We start from the raw sequence: 16700 nt of genomic DNA, 5'->3' as shown, positions 1-16700 counted from the left end.
AAAGGGACTCGCGGGGACGCACGCGTTCCGCGGGCCGGGTAGACTCAACACCACATGCGCCGGATGCCCCGGTGGCGGCCGCACGCGGCCCGCTGCGGGCAGCCCAGGGACGGCCGGCGCGGATCACGGAGGGCGCACGCCATGTTCCGCCGATTCACGATCGTTCCGAGCCTGGTGTCGTTCGTCGTCGCCGCGCTGTGCGCGGCGGTCCCCTCGCACGCGCAGGTCCGGCCGGTCGAGCCGTACCACGCCGTCGTCACGGTGGACGGCGCGGCGATGCGCAGCGGCGACATGGCGGACTACTACAAGGTCGCGGAGCTCAAGCGCGGGCAGGTCGTCCGCGTGGACGCGGAGGGCAACGGCTGGGCGCGGGTGGCGTACCCCGCCGGCGTGACGGCGTTCGTGGACGCGCGAGAGGTCCAGGTCGAGGGCGAGACGGCCCGCCTCACGCGGCGCAGCGCGCTCAAGGCCCGCAGCATGGTCGCGGGATGGGGGGCGAGCTGGCAGCGCCTGATGCCCGAAGGCTCGGAGCTTGAACCGGGAGCGACGCTGAAGATCGTCCAGCCCGTGCGCAACCGCGAGAACGCGATCGTCGGCTACGAGGTCGAGCCGCCCGCGGGGGCGCGGGGGTACATCGCGTCGAACAACCTGCGCACGGCGACGGCGGAGGAGGTGCGGGCGCACCGGGCTTCGCCGGGCGAGCCGGCGGGGCAGACACCGCAGCCCCGGACACCGCCCGTGCAGGAACAGCCGACGCCCCCCGCGTTGGAGACGCCGGACGTCGTTCCGACGCCCGCGCCGGCGGACGAGGCGGCCCCATCGGCGCCCCCGGTCGTCGCCCCCGCGCCGGTCGAGCCGCCCGCGCCTCTGCCCGAGACCGAGCGTGCCGTCGGCACCTTCGACGCGCTCGAGGCGGCCTTCGAGTCGCTCCGGCAGCAGGACCCGGACCGTGCGGAGTTGAGCGAGCTGGCGGCGGAGATCCGCCGCGCGGCCGATGCGCTCGACGACTCGCCCTACTCGCAGGGGATTCGCCGTTCGCTCGATCAGCGGCTCGCGGTCGTGGAGCTGTGGATCAGGCTGCGCGAGACGCGGGCGATGCTGGCCGAGAAGCGCGCGGAGACGGAGACGCACTCGTCGCGCGTGGCGGAGCGGATCGCGGCGCTGGAGCGCACGCGCGGGTACGAGTTCGTCGGGCGCGTGGTGCCGAGTTCGCTGTACGACGGGCGGCGGCTGCCGCTGATGTACCGCATCGTGTCGGTCGGGGGCGTCAGCCCTCGCACGATCGGCTACGTTCTGCCCGACGACCGCTTCGACCTCGGCGCGAAGGTCGGGCGCGTGGTCGGCGTCGTCGGCGAGGCGCGGATGGACGAGGCGCTCGGCCTGCGGATCGTCGTGCCGCACCGGATCGACGTGCTCCGGCCCGAGGACGGCGTCGGCGCGGACGCCGCGGACTCGACGGTGCGCATGGATTGACGGCCGGCCGTCTACAGTCCTGTCATGCCGGAGACGGGGGTTGTGCGCGGCGTGCGGATGGGGTCGGGGCTGTCTGGCCACCTGGACCCGTTCACCGCCGCGAGGCAGGTCGCGGAGCAGGCGGGGGCCGATCTCGACGGCGCGCCGGGCGTCGATCTCTGCCTGCTCTTCGCCTCGGCCCATCATGCGCGTGTGCTGGGGGGGCTGGGGGAGATCGTGGCGAAGGCCCTCTCGCCCCGGCGGCTCGTGGGCGTGACCACGGAGTCGGTGATCGGCGGGCGGGTCGAGCTGGAGCGGCAGCCGGGCGTCTCGCTGCTGGCGGCGTCGCTGCCGGGCGTGCGGCTGCACGGGTTCGACGAGGCGCTGCTCGGCCCGGCCGACCCGTCGAACGCCGAGCAGGTGGCGGCGGTGGGGGAGGCGATCGGCGCGAGCGAGGACCTGCGCTGCACGCTGATCTTCGCCGACGCCTTCAGCGTGCCGGTGCTGAACACGCTGCCGGGGCTGTGCGCGGCGAGGCGGCGCGGGCGCGACGGCAGGCCGATCGGGTCGATCTTCGGCGGGGTGGTCTCGGGCGGGCGCGGCCCGGGCCAGAACGCGCTGCTGATCGACGGCGTGGTGAAGCGGTCGGGGGCGGTCGGCGTGAGCATCGCGGGGCCGGTGCGGGTGGACACGGTGGTGAGCCAGGGGTGCCGCCCCGTCGGGCCGAACCTGCTGGTGACGCGCTCGAAGCGCAACGTCATCTTTGAGCTGGGCGGCCGGCCCGCGGTGGAGGTGGTGCGAGAGGTCGTCGAGTCGCTCGACGAGCGCGGGCGCGAGCAGGTGCAGCGCGGGCTGTTCGTCGGGCGCGTCGTCAACGAGTACAAGGAGCGGTTCGGGCGCGGCGACTTCCTCATCCGCAACGTCGCGGGGGGGGACGAGGCGACCGGCGCGATCGCGCTGGGCGACGCGGTGCGCACCGGGCAGACGGTGCGGCTGCACGTGCGCGACGCGGCGACGGCCGACGAGGACCTCGCGCTGCTGCTCGACGCCCAGAAGCTGCACGAGCGTCCGGCGGGCGCGCTGCTGGTGACGTGCAACGGCCGCGGGTCGGGGCTGTTCGGGAGGCCCGGGCACGACGCGCAGGCCGTGGCCAGGGCCTTCGCGCCGGAGCGCGCGGGCGAGGAGCTGGCCAAGGGGGGCGCGCCGATCGAGCCGGCCCGGGGGTCGGTGCCGCTGGCGGGCATGTTCGCGGCCGGGGAGATCGGGCCGGTCGGCGATGAATCGTTCCTGCACGGGTTCTCGGCGTGCGTGGCCCTGTTCCGCGACGCCCCCGCCGAATCGCGCATGGCGTAAGCGCAGGTTCTGCGCTCCGAACCCCGCGCCGAGGCCCCGGCGGCTCGTGCCCGCGCGATCGCGGCTCGTGCCCGCGCGGCTCGGGCACAGGTCCGAGCGGCCGCGGCACGCGCCGGAGGGTGTCGGGCACGTGCCCGCGCGGCTCGGGCACGGGTCGGCACGCCTCGGGCAGCCGCCGGGAGCCGCGCGGACGGATGAACGGCGGGCATCGCGGCCTGAGCTGTCCGGATCGACGGGGTCAACCCCCGGGTCCGTCTACGCCCGCGCCGGCTCGACGATCCCCCGGCACTCGCCGAAGCCGATGCGGCGGAAGCCCTCCCGCTCGCAGAACGCCCGCATGACGACCTCGTCGCCGTCCTGCAGGAAGGTCCGCTTCTCGCCCGTCGGCAGTTCGACGGGGGTGCGCTGCGAGCCTGGGACGATCCTCGGCCCCCCCCGCTCCGGCCCCGCCCACGGGTCGCCGTCCCAAGTCAGTTCGAGGAGGCAGCCGCGGTTCTCGCGGGCCGGGCCGCTGATGGTGCCGCTGGCGAGGAGGTCGCCGGGGCGGAGGTTGCACCCGTTGACGGTGTGGTGGGCGACCATCTGGGCGATGGTCCAGTACATCTGACGGAACGAGCCGCGGCTGAGGCGCACGGGCGAGAGGCCGCGCCTGCGCATCTCGGCGGAGGCGAGCCGGACCTCGCAGGTGATGTCGATGCCGCCGCGGGCGCGGTCGGCCTCGTCGTCGAGGTAGGGGAGCGGGCGCGGGTCGCCCGGCGGCCGCTCGAAGGCGGGGACGCGGAAGGGCGCGAGCGCCTCCATCGTGACGATGTACGGGCTGACGGAGGTGGCGAAGCTCTTGGAGAGGAACGGGCCGAGGGGCTGGTACTCCCACCGCTGGATGTCGCGGGCGGACCAGTCGTTGACGATGCACGCGCCCAGGACGTGCTCGGCGGCGCGGCCGACGGGGATCGGCTCGCCCAGCTCGTTGCCGCGCGCGACGATGAAGCCCAGTTCCATCTCGTAGTCGAGCATGCGGCAGGGGCCGAAGCCCGGCGCGCCGCCCTCCTCGGGGGGGGGCAGCTGGCCGACGGGGCGGCGGATCGGCGTGCCGCCGGGAACGACGCTCGACGCGCGGCCGTGGTAGCCGATGGGCACGTGCTTGTAGTTGGGCAGGAGCGGGTTGTCGGGGCGGAACATGCAGCCGACGTTGGTGGCGTGGTGGACCGAGGCGTAGAAGTCGGTGTAGTCGCCGATCGGATGGGGGAGGTGCAGCGTGACGTCGCGTGCGGGGAGCATCGCGGGTTCGAGCAGGCCGCGCGAGCCCGGATCGGTGAGCTGGCGGACGAGGCGGCGGCGCACGCCGGTCCAGGCCGTGCGCGGCCCGGCGAGCAGGCCGTGCAGGCCGCTCTCGATCGCACGATCCTCCGGGCCGTCGCGGGCGGCGGGGGCCGGCGGGAGGTCCCCGACGGAAGAGAGATTCAGGATGCGGTCGCCGATGCGCGTGCCCACGTGCCGCTCACGCCCGCCGGCGACGCTGAAGAGACAGATGGGCAGGTTCTGGACGGGGAAGTCCGTCGCGGGATCGTCCGCCGACTCGACCCAGCACCGAAGGTCGGGATCGTGGGTCTCGTTGATTTCACAGGTCATGTTCATGTCGCTTCATCCTCCTGCTCTCGCCCCCGCGCCCTCGCTGTGGAGGGATGCCGAGGGAGACGGATGACGGCTGTTGCGCTGCCTCATCGCAGCCACCCCAGCCTCCGCAGGTCCGCGACCGGCTCCTCGAACGAGCACGAGCCGACCGAGACGGCGAAGCTGTCTCGCGCGCGGGCGATCTCCTCCGCGCTCCACGCGCGGCCGCGCCACGAGGCGGCCGCGTCGGTGAAGGCGAACGCGCCCGGCTCGCGCTCGTCGAGCATCGCGGCGAGTTCCTCGGGGCCGGCGCCGCCCGAGCGCGCCGCGACGGCCGCGAGAAGGACGTTCACGAACCCGTGCATGACCGCGCGGGGGGGGGACAGCTCGTAGGTCAGCGGCTGCTCGGCCCGCACGGGGTGGTGGAGGCCCGCGGTCGCCTTGAAGGGGACGTCGCCCGCCGCGCAGGCGTGCAGGAACGCGGCCACCCGCTCGGGCGCGGGGATCGCGCCGGGCACGACGCCCCCGCACCGCACCTTCGCGCACGCCCCGCTGCCGGCGAGCGCGGCCACCATGCCGCGGCAGTCGCGGTCGATCGGAAGCTCGTAGAACGGCAGCAGGTCGTCGGGGAGGGCGTCGAGCGTCTCGTCGATGAACGACGCGCTGTCGGCCTTGAGCTCGACGGCGTCGGCGCGGGCGAGGCCGCGGTCCTCGCGCGAGTGCCGCTCGTTGAACCCGGCGATGCGGGCGAGGGCGTCCTCCAGGGGCACGTCGGCGACGACCGACACGCCCCACGGCTCCAGCACGTCCGCGTGCTCGCGGTAGCCGCTGGTCGCGTAGGTCCCGGGCATGAGGGCCGCGCCGTGCTCGCTCAGCTCGCCGAGCCGCGACGCCGCGCAGACGAACCGCCCGAGCATCCAGGCGTGCCCGCCCATGCGGTCGCGCGCGTACGACTCGACGGCGCGCTGCATCGCGTGCCCGGTCGGCGGGAACAGTCCGGCGTAGTCGAACAGTCCTGCGACGAGCGCCCGGAGAGATTCGGTCGGCATGGGGCAGGATAGGGGTGTCGTCACTTCGCGAGTTTGGCGACGAGCCGCCAGACCGTGTGCGGGGCCAGGTGGCGGCCCGTCTCGGCGTTGAATCGCGCGACGAGCGACTCGAACTCCGGCGTGTAGGGAAGCCGGTCGCGCTGGCCGAGCGTGCCGACGGCCTCGACGACGAGCGACGACAGCAGCGCCTCCTCGCGCTCGTCGATCCGGGGCGGGGAGGCAGCGGCACGTCCCAGGCGCGGCAGCCGTCCCGCCTTGCGGAGGTTGTGCAGGCGGTGAAAGACGCCGCGCTCGTCGAGGCCCGTCGTCTCCTTCACGGCGGCGAAGAGCGAGGCGAACTCGGGCGTGTACGGCAGGTCGTCGAGCGTCCTCCCTTCGCGCTCGTACGCGGTGATGAGCGCGGCGTCGCTCGCCTCCTGCCCGGCTTCGAAGAGCGCGGGTTGCCCGGCCGCGCCCGGGCGGGCGCTCTCGCCCGGCCCGCGCTGGCCCGACGCGAGCGAGGCGAGCCACGGCCCCATCGAATCGCCGGGGCGCCTGGTCGGATCGAGGAAGTCGACTAGACACCGATCAAAGAGCGCGTGCCGGCGGGCGTTGGCGATCCCGCCGTCGAAGTGCCCGTAGGGAACGACGAACCGCCAGCGCCGGCCCGGGTCCGCGCCGAGGGCGTTGAAGACTCCCGCGGCGGCCGGCGCGGGAACGGTGTCGTCTCGTTCGGCCAACATACCGAGGGCGTGGCAGCGGACACGGGCGGCGTGGACGGCCGCGTCGCAGAGGCGGAGCGTCTCCACGATGCGATCACGTCGGAGATGGTTCGCGGCGAGAACCGCCCAGACCTCCGCGCCCAGGCCGCGGGCGCAGCGTGAGCGTTCCTCGAGCCGCCAGGTCCAGTCGCCGAGGCTCGGCAGGGCCACGGCGACGCGGTCGATGCGCAGCACCGGGACGAGCGCGGAGGCGGCGATGATCGCCAGCCCGCCGCCGAACGACGTGCCGTGCAGATAGATCGGCGTCTCGGAGTCGGCGTGCTCGCGGAGGCGCCGCGCGAGCGCCCGGCAGGCGTTCGCGGCGTCGGCGACGGCCTGCGGCAGCACCCAGTGCATCGCGTCCTCGGGCGCGTGCACCTCCGTGTCAAGCCCCACGCCGATCCAGCCGAACGGAGCGACGGACGGCGAGCAGAGGTCGCCGGCGTCCACCTGCGAGCCTGGGTAGCCGCGCACGCGGACGATGAGCACGGCGACGCCTCGCGCCGCGACCGCCTGCCAGCGAACCGCGTCCTCGGCAAGGCGAGGGGGTCTGCCGTAGCCGTGGAGCGAGACGAGGCCGGCTCGCACCGGCACGCCCTCCGGCGGTTCGACGAGGGTGCAGCCGATTCGCACGCCGCGCACGCTCTCGAACCAGAGTTGGGCGGTCGGGTCGCCTGGGTCGCGCTCGCCGTGCGTCCACGGCTCGAGGGCAGGCTCGGACGCGAACGCCGCCTCGCGCCACCGCTTCCAGAAGACGGAGTGCGGCGGGGATGGCGCGGTGTCCGCGACGTGCGCGAGGGTGCGCACGACGCTCAGCCCGAAATCGTCGGGTTCGTTCATTCGCCCGGAAGGGTACGCGGGCGATCGTCGCCCGGGGCGTGCTCGCGGGCGAGGCTGCGCAGCGCGTCGGCGTTGAACTCGGCGGCCCAGATCTGGCTGCTCGGCCGCTGCTCGCTCTCGGCGAGCGGGCCGCGCTGCGCGACCCACAGCACGTGCCGGCCGTCCGCGCTGAACGCCGGCAGGCCGTCGAACCCGTCCGCGTGCGTGATGCGGACGCGCCACAGGTCCTTCAGCGGGGTGTCCGGGTCGAACTGGACGGCGAAGACCTCGTAGTTGTGGTGCCCGACCTCGCTGGTCGCGTAGACGATGAACTCCATCGAGGGGTGCCAGAAGGGCGCCCAGTTGACGTAGGCGTTGTCGCTCAGGGCGATCTCGCGCTTGAGGCCTGCGGGCGCGCCGTCCGCGTCGAAGTCGAGTTCGCCGACGAAGAGCTGCAGTTCGTTGTCGCCCCTGCGGTCGGAGCGGTAGCAGATCCACTCCCCGTCGGGGGAGAAGAACGGGCCGCCGTCGTATCCGTCCGCGACGACGATGGGCGTGTGCCGACCGGTGCGGGTGTCGTAGACGTAGATGTCGGCGTCCGGCTTTCCGAGGCGTGCGCTCTTTTCATCGTCCACGTTCGCGTAGAGAACGAAGCGGCCGTCGGCCGACCACGAGCACTCGGCGTCATATCCCGGGCGTTCGAAGAGGGGCGTCGGGGCGAGTTGCTTCGGCTCCCACGCGGGCTGCGGCTGGCCGGGGTGCATCGCGCGCCAGATTTCGGGCACGACGCGCGTGACGACCTCCATCTCCGACGGGAACTGCCAGACGTAGCGCCCCTCGCCGCGCTGGTAGCCGGGACCGCTGTGCTCGGCGGGCTGCACGAGCGTGGAACCGAACATGACCTCCCAGGGACGGAGCGGATGGAACCAGCCGCACGTGTTCGCCGAGCCGGGCGGGCTGACGAGGATGGGCTCGTCGAGCGCGACGGGGTTGCCCGTGTCGTCGTAGACAACCTTGGCGACATACATCGAGTAGTGCGCGTCCGGGCGAACGCCGGCCGGAGGCACGGGGATGGCCTGGAAGATGACCCATGACGCATCGGCGTTGAAATACTGCTCGCCGGCGCGGAGAAACCGATCGCGCGACGTCAACTGCACGTGCCGACGGAGGACCGGCGGTTCCAGCGCACGCCAGTCGAGCGGTTCGCCGCTCGGTGTACCGACGGGCTGTGCGTGCGCGGCCGTCGCCGCGAAGACACAGGAGCAAGAGAACACGGCGGCGGCGGAACGCATCATCGTGGGTTTCCAAGGGTGCATCGGCCGGCATCGTTGCTCGGCGGGCAAGGGTAGCCGCGTACCGTCCTCTCGTGCAGCCCGATCCCGGCATCCCGGTCGTGCACCGCGAGGACGGCTTCGTTGTCGTGGACAAGCCGACCCGGCTGCTCTCCGTTCCCGGGCGCGGGCCGGACAAGGCCGACTGCGTGGCGGCCCGCGTCGCCGCGCTCATCGCCGAGGCCACAGGCCCGATGGCCGTCCACCGGCTCGACTTCGAGACGAGCGGCCTGATGGTCGTCGCGCTGGATGCGCAGACCCACCGCACGCTCTCATGCCAGTTCGAGCATCGCAAGACGGAGAAGCGTTACGTCGCCCTGCTGGGGGGCGAGGTCGAGGGCGACGAGGGGCGGGTCGACCTGCCGATCATCGCGGACTGGCCCAACCGCCCCAGGCAGATGGTGGACGCCGAACGCGGCAAGCCATCGGTGACGTTCTGGCGCGTGATCGGACGAGAGGCGGGACGAACGCGCGTCGAGTTTCGTCCGCTCACCGGCCGCACGCACCAACTCCGCGTCCACGCCGCGACGCCGCGCGAGCGAGGCGGCATCGGCGCTCCGATCGTGGGCGACCCGCTGTACGGGACCGGCGCGCCGGCGGAGCGCATGATGCTGCACGCGGCGACGCTGGCCTTCCGGCGGCCGAAGACGGGGGAGTGGCTGACGTTCGGCAGCGAGCCGCCATTCTGAGCGTTCTCACGCGGAGGCGCGGCGCACGCTGAGCGTACGGCAGGGGTCGGGAAGGACGGGAAACCGCGATGCGGTCGTCCTCCCGGCACCGTCACTTTCGCTCTCTCCGCGTTCTCCGCGCTTCTGCGTGAGACCCGTCAGATGACGATCGGCGTGCGCGAGGCGACGGCAGCCGAGGACAAGCCGGCACGGACGAGCAGTTCCGCGAGAGCGTCGGCGTCATTGTCGCTGAACGCGCCGACGTCATGGCTGTCGGCGTCGAGGACGCCCCAGCACTCGCCGCTCGGGTCGAGCATGGGGACGACGACCTCGGAGCGGTCGCGCGGATCGCAGGCGACGTAGTTCCTGCCGAGTGAAGCGACATCGCGGACGACGAGGGCGCGTCGTTCCCGCCATGCGCGGCCGCACGCGCCGTGCAGGCCGATGGGCGAGCAGGCGGGCTTGTCTCGGCGCGGGCCGAGGACCAGTTCGTCGCGGTCACCCGGTTTCACGTAGAAACCGACCCATGAGTAGCCCTCGTTCGAGAAGGCATCCCAGAGGGCATCCGCGACCGCCTGCATGCGTACCTCGCGCGACGAGGCGGGCGCGATGACAGGTTGCACCCGCGAGTAGTCGCGTCGGCGTGTGGCCGCGGTGGCGGAGGTGTCGGGCACGGTCGGTTCAGAGCGTGGCGGAGGTGTAGGGCAGCAGGCCCATGTACCTGGCGCGCTTGATGGCCTGGGCGACGAGTTTCTGCTCGCGCGCGGTGGTGCCGAGGCGCTTGCGGCCGTAGATCTTGCCGTTGGGGCTCATCATCCGACGGAGGGTGTCGTAGTCCTTCCAATCGACGTACTCGACACCCTTGCCGGAGGTCTTGACGACGTTGGTCCTGGTCGGTGCCTGGAAACGAGAGAACCTGCTCATCGATCGCTCCGTCATGGTCTGTGCGGCCCGGAGGACAGCCCGGGCGACGGTCTTGGGAGGCAACGGTAGGTTCGCCGAAGACGGAGGTCTATGCCTGGCCGGCGGCAGGGCGGCGGGTGAGGGCGTCGAGGCTGAGGTAGCCCGCGCCCCAGATGGTGACGGCCGCGCTGCCGACCAGCAGCAGGATGTTCTGGGCGACGTTGCACCAGCCGATTTTGTCGGGGGGGCACAGGAGGCCGAAGTCGCCGAAGCAGCCACACTTGGGGTCCACGTCCGTGCGGAGGAGGGCGGAGACAATCGCCCCGATGAAAGCGAGGAGCATGACCGAGAGGATCAGGGCGGCGGAGCGGGACCAGAGGCCGAGCACGATCGCGGCAGCGCAGACCATCTCGGTCCAGGGAACGACGAAGGCCGCGGCGGGAACAAGTTGCTCTGGGACGATCTTGAACCCGTGGATGCTGAAGGCGAAGGCCTGGGGGTCGGCGATCTTGAGGGCGGCGGCGAAGGCGAAGACGGCCGCCAGCGCGAGCCGGACGAGCAACAGCACGACCTTCACGATTGGGGGGGGGCCGCTCACTCGTCCCACCTCAGGAGTTCGTCGGGTCCTTGAGCGGTCTCGTGCCCCGCGGCTGCCCAACCCGGGTAGCCGTCCACGTCGATGTGGACGGTGGTGATGCCGAGGTCTTCAAGGCGGATGGCGACGAGGTGGGAGGCGTCGCAGGAACCGCCCTCGCAGTAGACGACGATGCGGTCGCCCGGCCCCATGAAGTCGAGCAGGGCGGAGATGCCGGAGATTTTCGAGGGTGGCACGTTGAACGCGCCCGGGATGTGGCCGGCCTCGTACTCCTCGACGGGGCGGGCGTCGATGAAGAGGGCGAGGTTCTCGTCCCAGAGGCGGAAGGCGGCGTCGGTACCGATCTCGGTGGGGAGGGCGTCCAGCCAGGCGGCGAGCGCGGCGGCGTAGTCGGGCTTGGCTTCGCCGGTCGCGTCGGTCGGCTCCGGGGTGTCGGCGCCGGGATCGAGGCGTGGGCGATCAGGGGGGGGGATGAGGGGGCCTTCGGGGCGTCCTTCGCCGGCACGGACGCGGATGTTGGGGGTCGTCCACCAATGCGCGCCGGCGACCAGGACGGCGAAGCCGAAGAGCGTGAGCGCGCGCATGAGGACGACGGACACTCCGCCGCGGTGGGCGGTGGTCGTCCGGGAAGCGGCGCGGGTGTCCGGCTCGGCCATGTGGCGGTTGCCTACCAGTCAGTTGCGACGGACGGAGGCGAAGTAGGGGATGCTCATGGTCTGCTCGCGTTCGACGTCGGTGTGGACGATGAGCAGCCCTCTGACGCCGCGTCCGTTCTCGCCGATCTGTCCCGAGATGCGCAGGACGTAGGCCGGGGCCTTGCTCCCGCCGTTGGGGGACTGCGGGGCGAGGGTGATCTTGACAGCATCGGGGTCGGGGTTGCGGTCCTCGACGTCGAGGATTGTGAACGGGGTTCCGGTTCGGGAGCGGATGACGACCTCCTGCTCGAAGGTGTCGCCGATGCGGACCGCGCCGAAGGAGACGCGCTCGGGAAGGATTTCGAGGTCGCCGAGGTGCTGGGCGAGGAGTTCGACCTGGAGTTGCTCATTCTTCGGGTCGTTGGTGCGGATTCGGGCGTGGTAGTTGCGGATGAGGCCGATGGGCGCACCCGGGCGCATCTTGACGGTCAGCGTCGTGGTCGGGAGCGGCTCAGGCTCATCCTCGAACTTCACCTGTTCGGTCTTGCCGAGCGTGATCGTGAAGACGTCGGCGTTGTCGCTGACGGCTTCGAGTACCTTGAAGTCAGGGGTGCGTCCGGCGACGCGGATGACGAGTTCTGCGGGCGTGTCCTTGGCCACGGGGCCGAAGTGGGCCATCCTGGGTTCGATGATGACCGAGGGGCGCACCTTGGCGGCGACGACGAGTTGGATGGTGCGCCGTTCGGGGTCGTTGGTGGTGACGGTGACGGTCTGGTGCTGATCGCCCGCGCGGTTCTTGGGGTCGTAGACGACCTTGATGGTGCCGCGCTCGCCGGGCTTGAACTGGGTCTTGCTGAGAGCCGGGACGGTGCAGTTGCAGCTGCCCTTTGCGCTCTCGATGCGGAGCAGGCCCGGGCCTTCGTTGACGAAGACGAACTCGGTCTCGGACTTCTCGGTGTCCAGGATCAGCCCGAAGTCGTGTCGGTCGCGGTCGAAAACGATGCGGGGAGGCACACGCTCTTCGAGCGTCGGCGGGAGTCGGTTGGGAGCGTCGGCCTGGTCGAGGAGCTGGGCTGCGCTCATCCCGGCCGGCAGGGTCGTCGCGAGAGTAAAGAGAGCGATGACGGACAATCTCATGGCTCGCCTCCGCTGTTCCGGCCTGGGGCCATGGAGGCCCGACACAGCCGGCACCTGTCAAAACGCGAACTCGTCGCTACCTGATCCCCCGCGTACCGACTGATACGCTCGAAGCAGAGGGGAGGTGGCACGGAAAGTCTATCGCCCCGTTGGGGAGCGATCCTGATCTCACGCCGGTCGGCGATGGCATCTGCGGACGGGTTGTACGGGGCGGGGAAACCCCTGTGTCCGCTCAACGCGGTGGTGCGGCGGGGGGGGTTGCGGTGGGGGCGTGTCTGCGACGCGGGGAAGCTCCGTAGATCACGGACTTTGTCCACTCCCGATCGACGTCGGTTTGGATGGTGAGGTGCCCGCGGACGGCGCGGCCGTGTTCGGGCATGGTGATCTTGAGGGTCAGGGTGTATGCGCTCGGCGGTGTGCCGTCGGGGCCTGCGATGGGCGTGAGGGTGACGCGGCAAGCGTCGGGGTCGGCGGTGGTGTTCTTGACGTCGCGGATGGTGAAGGGCCTGCCGGAGCGTGAGCGGATCACGATCTCGCGTTCGACCGATTCGCCGATGACGATCGCGCCGAGCTGGATGCGTTCCGGCGTCACTTCGATATCGCCGACGACGGAGGCGACGGCGTCGACGCGGAGCGTTTCTCGGCGGGGGTCGTTGGTGCGGATGGTGATGAACTGGCGCAGGAGGCCGACCGGCGTGCCCTTGAGGAGGCGGACCTTCAACGCCGTGCTGGGGAGGGGTTCCGGCTCGCCCTCGAACTCGCGGAGTTCGGTGTCGCCGATTTCGACGCGGATGAGGTCCGGGTTGTCGGCAAGGGCTTCGAGCACCCTGAAATCGTCGGTGCGACCGGCGATCAGCAGCGTGGTTTCAGCGATATGGTCCTTCTCCACGCTTCCGAAGCCGGCGGCGCGGGGCGAGGCGAACACGAGCGGCCTGACGTTCGCCCGGATGTCGAGCCTGACGGTGGGTCGCTCGGGGTCGTTGGTCGAGAGCGTGACGAACTGGGCCTGAGCCCCGTCGCGTCCGCTCGGGTCGAACGACACGGAGATCGCGCCCGATTCGCCAGGATCGCACTCTGCTGTCTCGATGACGCCGCTCGTGCACTTGCAGCTCGGCGCGATGCCGGTGATGCGGAGGGTCGCCGATCCGTCGTTGACGAACGTGAACCGCGTTGTCACGGGCCGATCGTCGAGAATCGAGCCGAAGTCGTGCAGCGGACGGTCGACGATCATGCTCGGCGCATCGCGCCGTTCGGACGGAAGCGCAGGGTCGTGCGGGGTTGTCTCCTGCCCCGTGGCGTGGGTGCAGACGAGCGTGAACACGGAGCAGAACGCGAGGGCGAGGGGAATCCTTCGCATGGACGACCTCCTTGCGCTGCCGCGTGGCGCGGCAGCCCCCCGCGCGACGGCGGGCCGGCCAGGCAAGACAGACCCGCGATCGCACGGACTGTACGCGATGCATCGCCGCGAGGTCGGCCCCGTGGCAGGAGGCGCGGAAAACCCGGGGAATCGAGTCCTGTTTCCGCGTGTCGTAACGGCTCTGACGCTTCCGTCTCGATCGGGTCAGCAGCCGGCGATCCAGAGGTTGAGGAAAACGGCAACGTCGATCGAGTTCACGACGCCGTCTCCGTTGAAGTCGGCGGCCTGGTCGCCGGTGACCCAGGTGTTGAGGAATGCGACGAGGTCGATGGAATCTACGTTGTCGTCGCGGTTGAAGTCGGCGAGGCACTGGCACTCGTCGGGAATGCCGTCGCGGTTGAGGTCCTGGCTGCGCCCGGCGGCGATGTCGCAGGAGTCCGGGAGTCCGTTGGTGTTGCAGTCCTGTGCGCGTCCGTCGGCGATCTCGCAGTCGTCGGGGATGCCGTTGAGATTGCAGTCGGTTCCGGCGTCGGGCATGAAGTCGAAGCCGCTGGGTCGCCAGATGTCGGTGTCGTTGCCGACGATGAAGGCACGCATGAAGTAGCCGTTGCGCGGGTCGAAGTGGTAGACGCGGGCGCGTGTGACGTGGAGGCCGCCGGTGTCGCGGTGGACGTGGCTGGTCGAGGCGTAGACCCCGCCGTCCGGTCCGACACGAAGCCCCCACGGCTCCTCGAGGGTGAGGACGGTGGAGGTGCCGCCCTGGTTCCACTTGCCCTTCGGGGCGCCGGTGGCGCCGTCGTAGGCGAGGATGCGGTTGTTGCCGTAACTGGCGACAAGGAGGTCGCCGGTGATCGGGTTGTAGACGATGCCGCGAGGCTGGTTCAGGCCGCCGTTGTTCGAGGTGACGACGGTCCGGAGGAACTCGCCGGTGCTGGCGTCGTACTCGCGGACGCGGTTGTTGCCTGCGGCGACGACGAGCGTGCCCGACGGGGAGAGCGTCATACCCCAAGGCGAGACCAACCCTCCCGAACCGGGCGCGACCAGTTCGCCGAGGTGCTGCCCGGTGGCGAGGTCGAACTCGTGGACGCTGGCGGTGTCGAGCGAGGCGACGAGGAGCGTGCCCCGGGGGGTGACGACCATGCCTGTCGGCGTGGACAGGCCGCCTGCGCCGGAGGGGACGAAGTCGCCGACGAGCGCGCCTGAGCGGTCGAACTCAACGACGCGGTGGTCCGCGCCGCTGGAGACGAGCACGCGGCGATCGGGGGTGATGACGAGATCGTGCCCGGCGTTGACTGCTGGTGGCGAGACCGCCGCGACGACGCCCGTCACGGAGTGGCAGGAGCGGATTGCGGGCTGTGTGAGGCTTGTGACGAAACAGAAGTGGGCGGCGTCGAGAGCGAGGAGGTCGATGATGCCGTCGCCGTCGCAATCCTGGCAGGCGTCGAGGATGCCGTCGCGGTCGATGTCGAGGGGCATGTTCGCCTGGATGGCGGCGTAGTCGTAGACGCCGTCGGCGTCGCAGTCGGACTGGCAGGCGTCGGGGATCGTGTCGCCGTCGCTGTCGGTTTCGAGTCCGGTGTAGGTGTCCCAGGCGTCGGGGAGTCCGTTGGCGTTGCAGTCCGGCTCGCAGCGGTCGGGGATGAGATTGCCGTTGGCGTCCTCGGCGAGTCCGAGGGCGATCTCCTCGGGGTCGAGGATGCCGTTGCGGTTGCAGTCCTGGCAGTCGTCGGGTATGCCGTCGGCGTTGGCGTCCTGTGCGAGTCCGAGGGCGATCTCTTCGCTGTCGGGGATGCCGTTGAGGTTGCAGTCGAAGGTGAGGCAGTCACGGGTGGCGACGTGCTCGTGCATGGCACGTCGTGTGAGGCGGTGGAATCGCATGTCGATGTTGGCTTCGCCGCCGCTGACGGTCTGGGCGCAGTAGCTCATCATATCGCCGCGGCTGGGGATGGGCGTGTCGTTGGCGCAGTTGTCGACGCCGTAGTCGTGGGTGTGGAGGGTGCCGCAGTTGTGGCCGAGTTCGTGGGCGGGGACGACGACGTCGCGGTTGAAGACGTGGGGGCGGTCGGGATCGACGAAGAACCCGAGTGTGTAGCCCGCCCAGGAGTAGCCGTTGTTGGTGCAGAGCGCGCTGAGATAGGCGACACCGCCCGCGCTGAGGTACCGCCTCGCGCTGAGGTATTGAGCGGTGTCGCGGGGGATGTGCTGCATGTTGTTGTTCCAGTGGTTCCTGAACGCGCCGAGCGGGTTTTCGTTGCCCTGGTAGAGGTCGTTGCGGTTGTCCCACAGGCGGACGTAGGTCAGTTCGAAGCGCAGGTTCATCTCCCGAAGGTAGATGTCCGAGACGGCGCCATAGAGAGTGACGACGTACTCGGCGGCGGCATCGAGGTCGCCGAAGAGCAGGAAGTACTCGTAGTCGGTCTCGATCGCCAGTTCGATGATTCGATAGAGGTTGCTCGGCTGGTCGGGTGTGCTGCGCGTGTCCGGCATCGGCTCCTGGTTGTGGCGTACGACACGGCAGAACTCGACGCCGGGTGGGAGGAGCGTTCCTCCCGGGCGCACGGCGAAGACGCTGACCTCGCCCGGGCGAGTCGCGCCGCCGCCGGGCAGGCGCGAGGAAACGCCGAAGCGTTCGCCGGCGACTTCGAGGTAGCCGTTCGCGGCGTTCGCACCCAGCGCGATGAAGGCATGCGACCCGGGCTGGCCGACGACGGTCCCGCGGAGGAGAGTGACGGAGGATGGGTCGAAGTTCAGTGGAGAGTCAGCCTCGCCGGCGCGCCCGACGGCGAAGCGCGTCCACGGGGTTGTCACGGAAAGTCGTGTGAGCAGCAGGTCGGCCCGGCGCCCGCTCGCTCCGAGCGGGAAGTCCCGGACGACGATCGGTCCTCCGGCGCGCCCGTCGAGCGCGGCGTCGTCGAAGGTGTAAGTCGCCACCGGCGCGCTGCCGGAGAGCGTCTGTCCCCGCGACTGGCTCGGGGACATCCACGCGAAGATCAGGAACGCCGCCGTGCAGCCGGCCAACCACGCCGGTCCTCGGTATGCCATCGCGTGCT

Annotated in this window: 14 protein-coding genes; 3 read left to right on the top strand and 11 right to left on the bottom strand. The window is 71.1% G+C overall.

Features of this window, described 5'->3' with window-relative positions:
• Positions 1-54 precede the first annotated feature (54 nt).
• Both FBT69_07730 and FBT69_07725 read left to right on the top strand, forming a co-directional pair.
• Positions 55-1473, top strand: coding sequence for a hypothetical protein (locus FBT69_07730; protein ID MDL1904682.1), 1419 nt, complete (start codon positions 55-57; stop codon positions 1471-1473).
• A gap of 24 nt (positions 1474-1497) precedes the next feature.
• Entirely contained in the window at positions 1498-2805 is a 1308-nt protein-coding gene (locus tag FBT69_07725; GenBank protein ID MDL1904681.1) for a hypothetical protein, read from the top strand.
• 255 nt (positions 2806-3060) lie between these two features.
• On the opposite strand, the gene fahA is transcribed toward FBT69_07725, so the two are convergent.
• From fahA to FBT69_07705, 4 genes are all read right to left on the bottom strand, one after another.
• Positions 3061-4434 (bottom strand): fumarylacetoacetase, encoded by a 1374-nt coding sequence (fahA, locus tag FBT69_07720; GenBank protein ID MDL1904680.1) that lies wholly within the window; start codon positions 4432-4434, stop codon positions 3061-3063.
• A gap of 89 nt (positions 4435-4523) precedes the next feature.
• On the bottom strand, positions 4524-5465 hold the full coding sequence (locus FBT69_07715) for a hypothetical protein (GenBank protein MDL1904679.1): 942 nt from the start codon (positions 5463-5465) through the stop codon (positions 4524-4526).
• Positions 5466-5485: 20 nt separating this feature from the next.
• The gene (locus FBT69_07710; GenBank protein ID MDL1904678.1) at positions 5486-7045 is read right to left on the bottom strand and encodes a hypothetical protein; all 1560 of its coding nucleotides are present in this window, start codon (positions 7043-7045) and stop codon (positions 5486-5488) included.
• Positions 7042-8340 (bottom strand): hypothetical protein, encoded by a 1299-nt coding sequence (locus FBT69_07705; GenBank protein ID MDL1904677.1) that lies wholly within the window; start codon positions 8338-8340, stop codon positions 7042-7044. Before FBT69_07705 ends, FBT69_07710 begins: the two co-directional genes overlap by 4 nt.
• A gap of 68 nt (positions 8341-8408) precedes the next feature.
• Here FBT69_07705 and FBT69_07700 point away from each other — a divergent pair, with 68 nt between their 5' ends.
• Positions 8409-9044, top strand: coding sequence for an RluA family pseudouridine synthase (locus tag FBT69_07700; protein ID MDL1904676.1), 636 nt, complete (start codon positions 8409-8411; stop codon positions 9042-9044).
• 137 nt (positions 9045-9181) lie between these two features.
• Here FBT69_07700 and FBT69_07695 read toward each other — a convergent pair whose 3' ends face one another.
• The 7 genes from FBT69_07695 to FBT69_07665 all read right to left on the bottom strand — a co-directional run bounded on the left by FBT69_07695 (position 9182) and on the right by FBT69_07665 (position 16692).
• Positions 9182-9697, bottom strand: a complete 516-nt coding sequence (locus tag FBT69_07695; protein MDL1904675.1) for a GAF domain-containing protein — start codon at positions 9695-9697, stop codon at positions 9182-9184.
• 7 nt (positions 9698-9704) lie between these two features.
• Positions 9705-9947 carry a 30S ribosomal protein S18 gene (gene rpsR / locus FBT69_07690; GenBank protein ID MDL1904674.1) on the bottom strand — a complete coding sequence of 81 codons (243 nt, stop codon included), beginning with the start codon at positions 9945-9947 and terminating at the stop codon, positions 9705-9707.
• Positions 9948-10035: 88 nt separating this feature from the next.
• Positions 10036-10584, bottom strand: a complete 549-nt coding sequence (locus FBT69_07685) for a DoxX family protein (GenBank protein ID MDL1904673.1) — start codon at positions 10582-10584, stop codon at positions 10036-10038.
• On the bottom strand, positions 10521-11177 hold the full coding sequence (locus tag FBT69_07680; GenBank protein ID MDL1904672.1) for a rhodanese-like domain-containing protein: 657 nt from the start codon (positions 11175-11177) through the stop codon (positions 10521-10523). The genes FBT69_07685 and FBT69_07680 overlap by 64 nt, the downstream gene beginning before the upstream one ends.
• A gap of 18 nt (positions 11178-11195) precedes the next feature.
• Positions 11196-12293: a DUF1573 domain-containing protein gene (locus FBT69_07675; protein ID MDL1904671.1), complete on the bottom strand. Its 1098-nt coding sequence runs from the start codon at positions 12291-12293 to the stop codon at positions 11196-11198.
• Between the two features lie 232 nt (positions 12294-12525).
• Entirely contained in the window at positions 12526-13650 is a 1125-nt protein-coding gene (locus tag FBT69_07670; protein ID MDL1904670.1) for a DUF1573 domain-containing protein, read from the bottom strand.
• A 204-nt stretch (positions 13651-13854) separates the two neighbouring features.
• Positions 13855-16692: a hypothetical protein gene (locus FBT69_07665; GenBank protein MDL1904669.1), complete on the bottom strand. Its 2838-nt coding sequence runs from the start codon at positions 16690-16692 to the stop codon at positions 13855-13857.
• Positions 16693-16700: the final 8 nt, after the last annotated feature.

This window comes from Synechococcales cyanobacterium CNB, from assembly GCA_030263455.1.
GTDB lineage: Bacteria > Planctomycetota > Phycisphaerae > Phycisphaerales > UBA1924 > CAADGN01.
The sequence above is the reverse complement of the archived record's forward strand: the minus strand, read 5'-3'. Positions and strand labels throughout refer to the sequence as shown.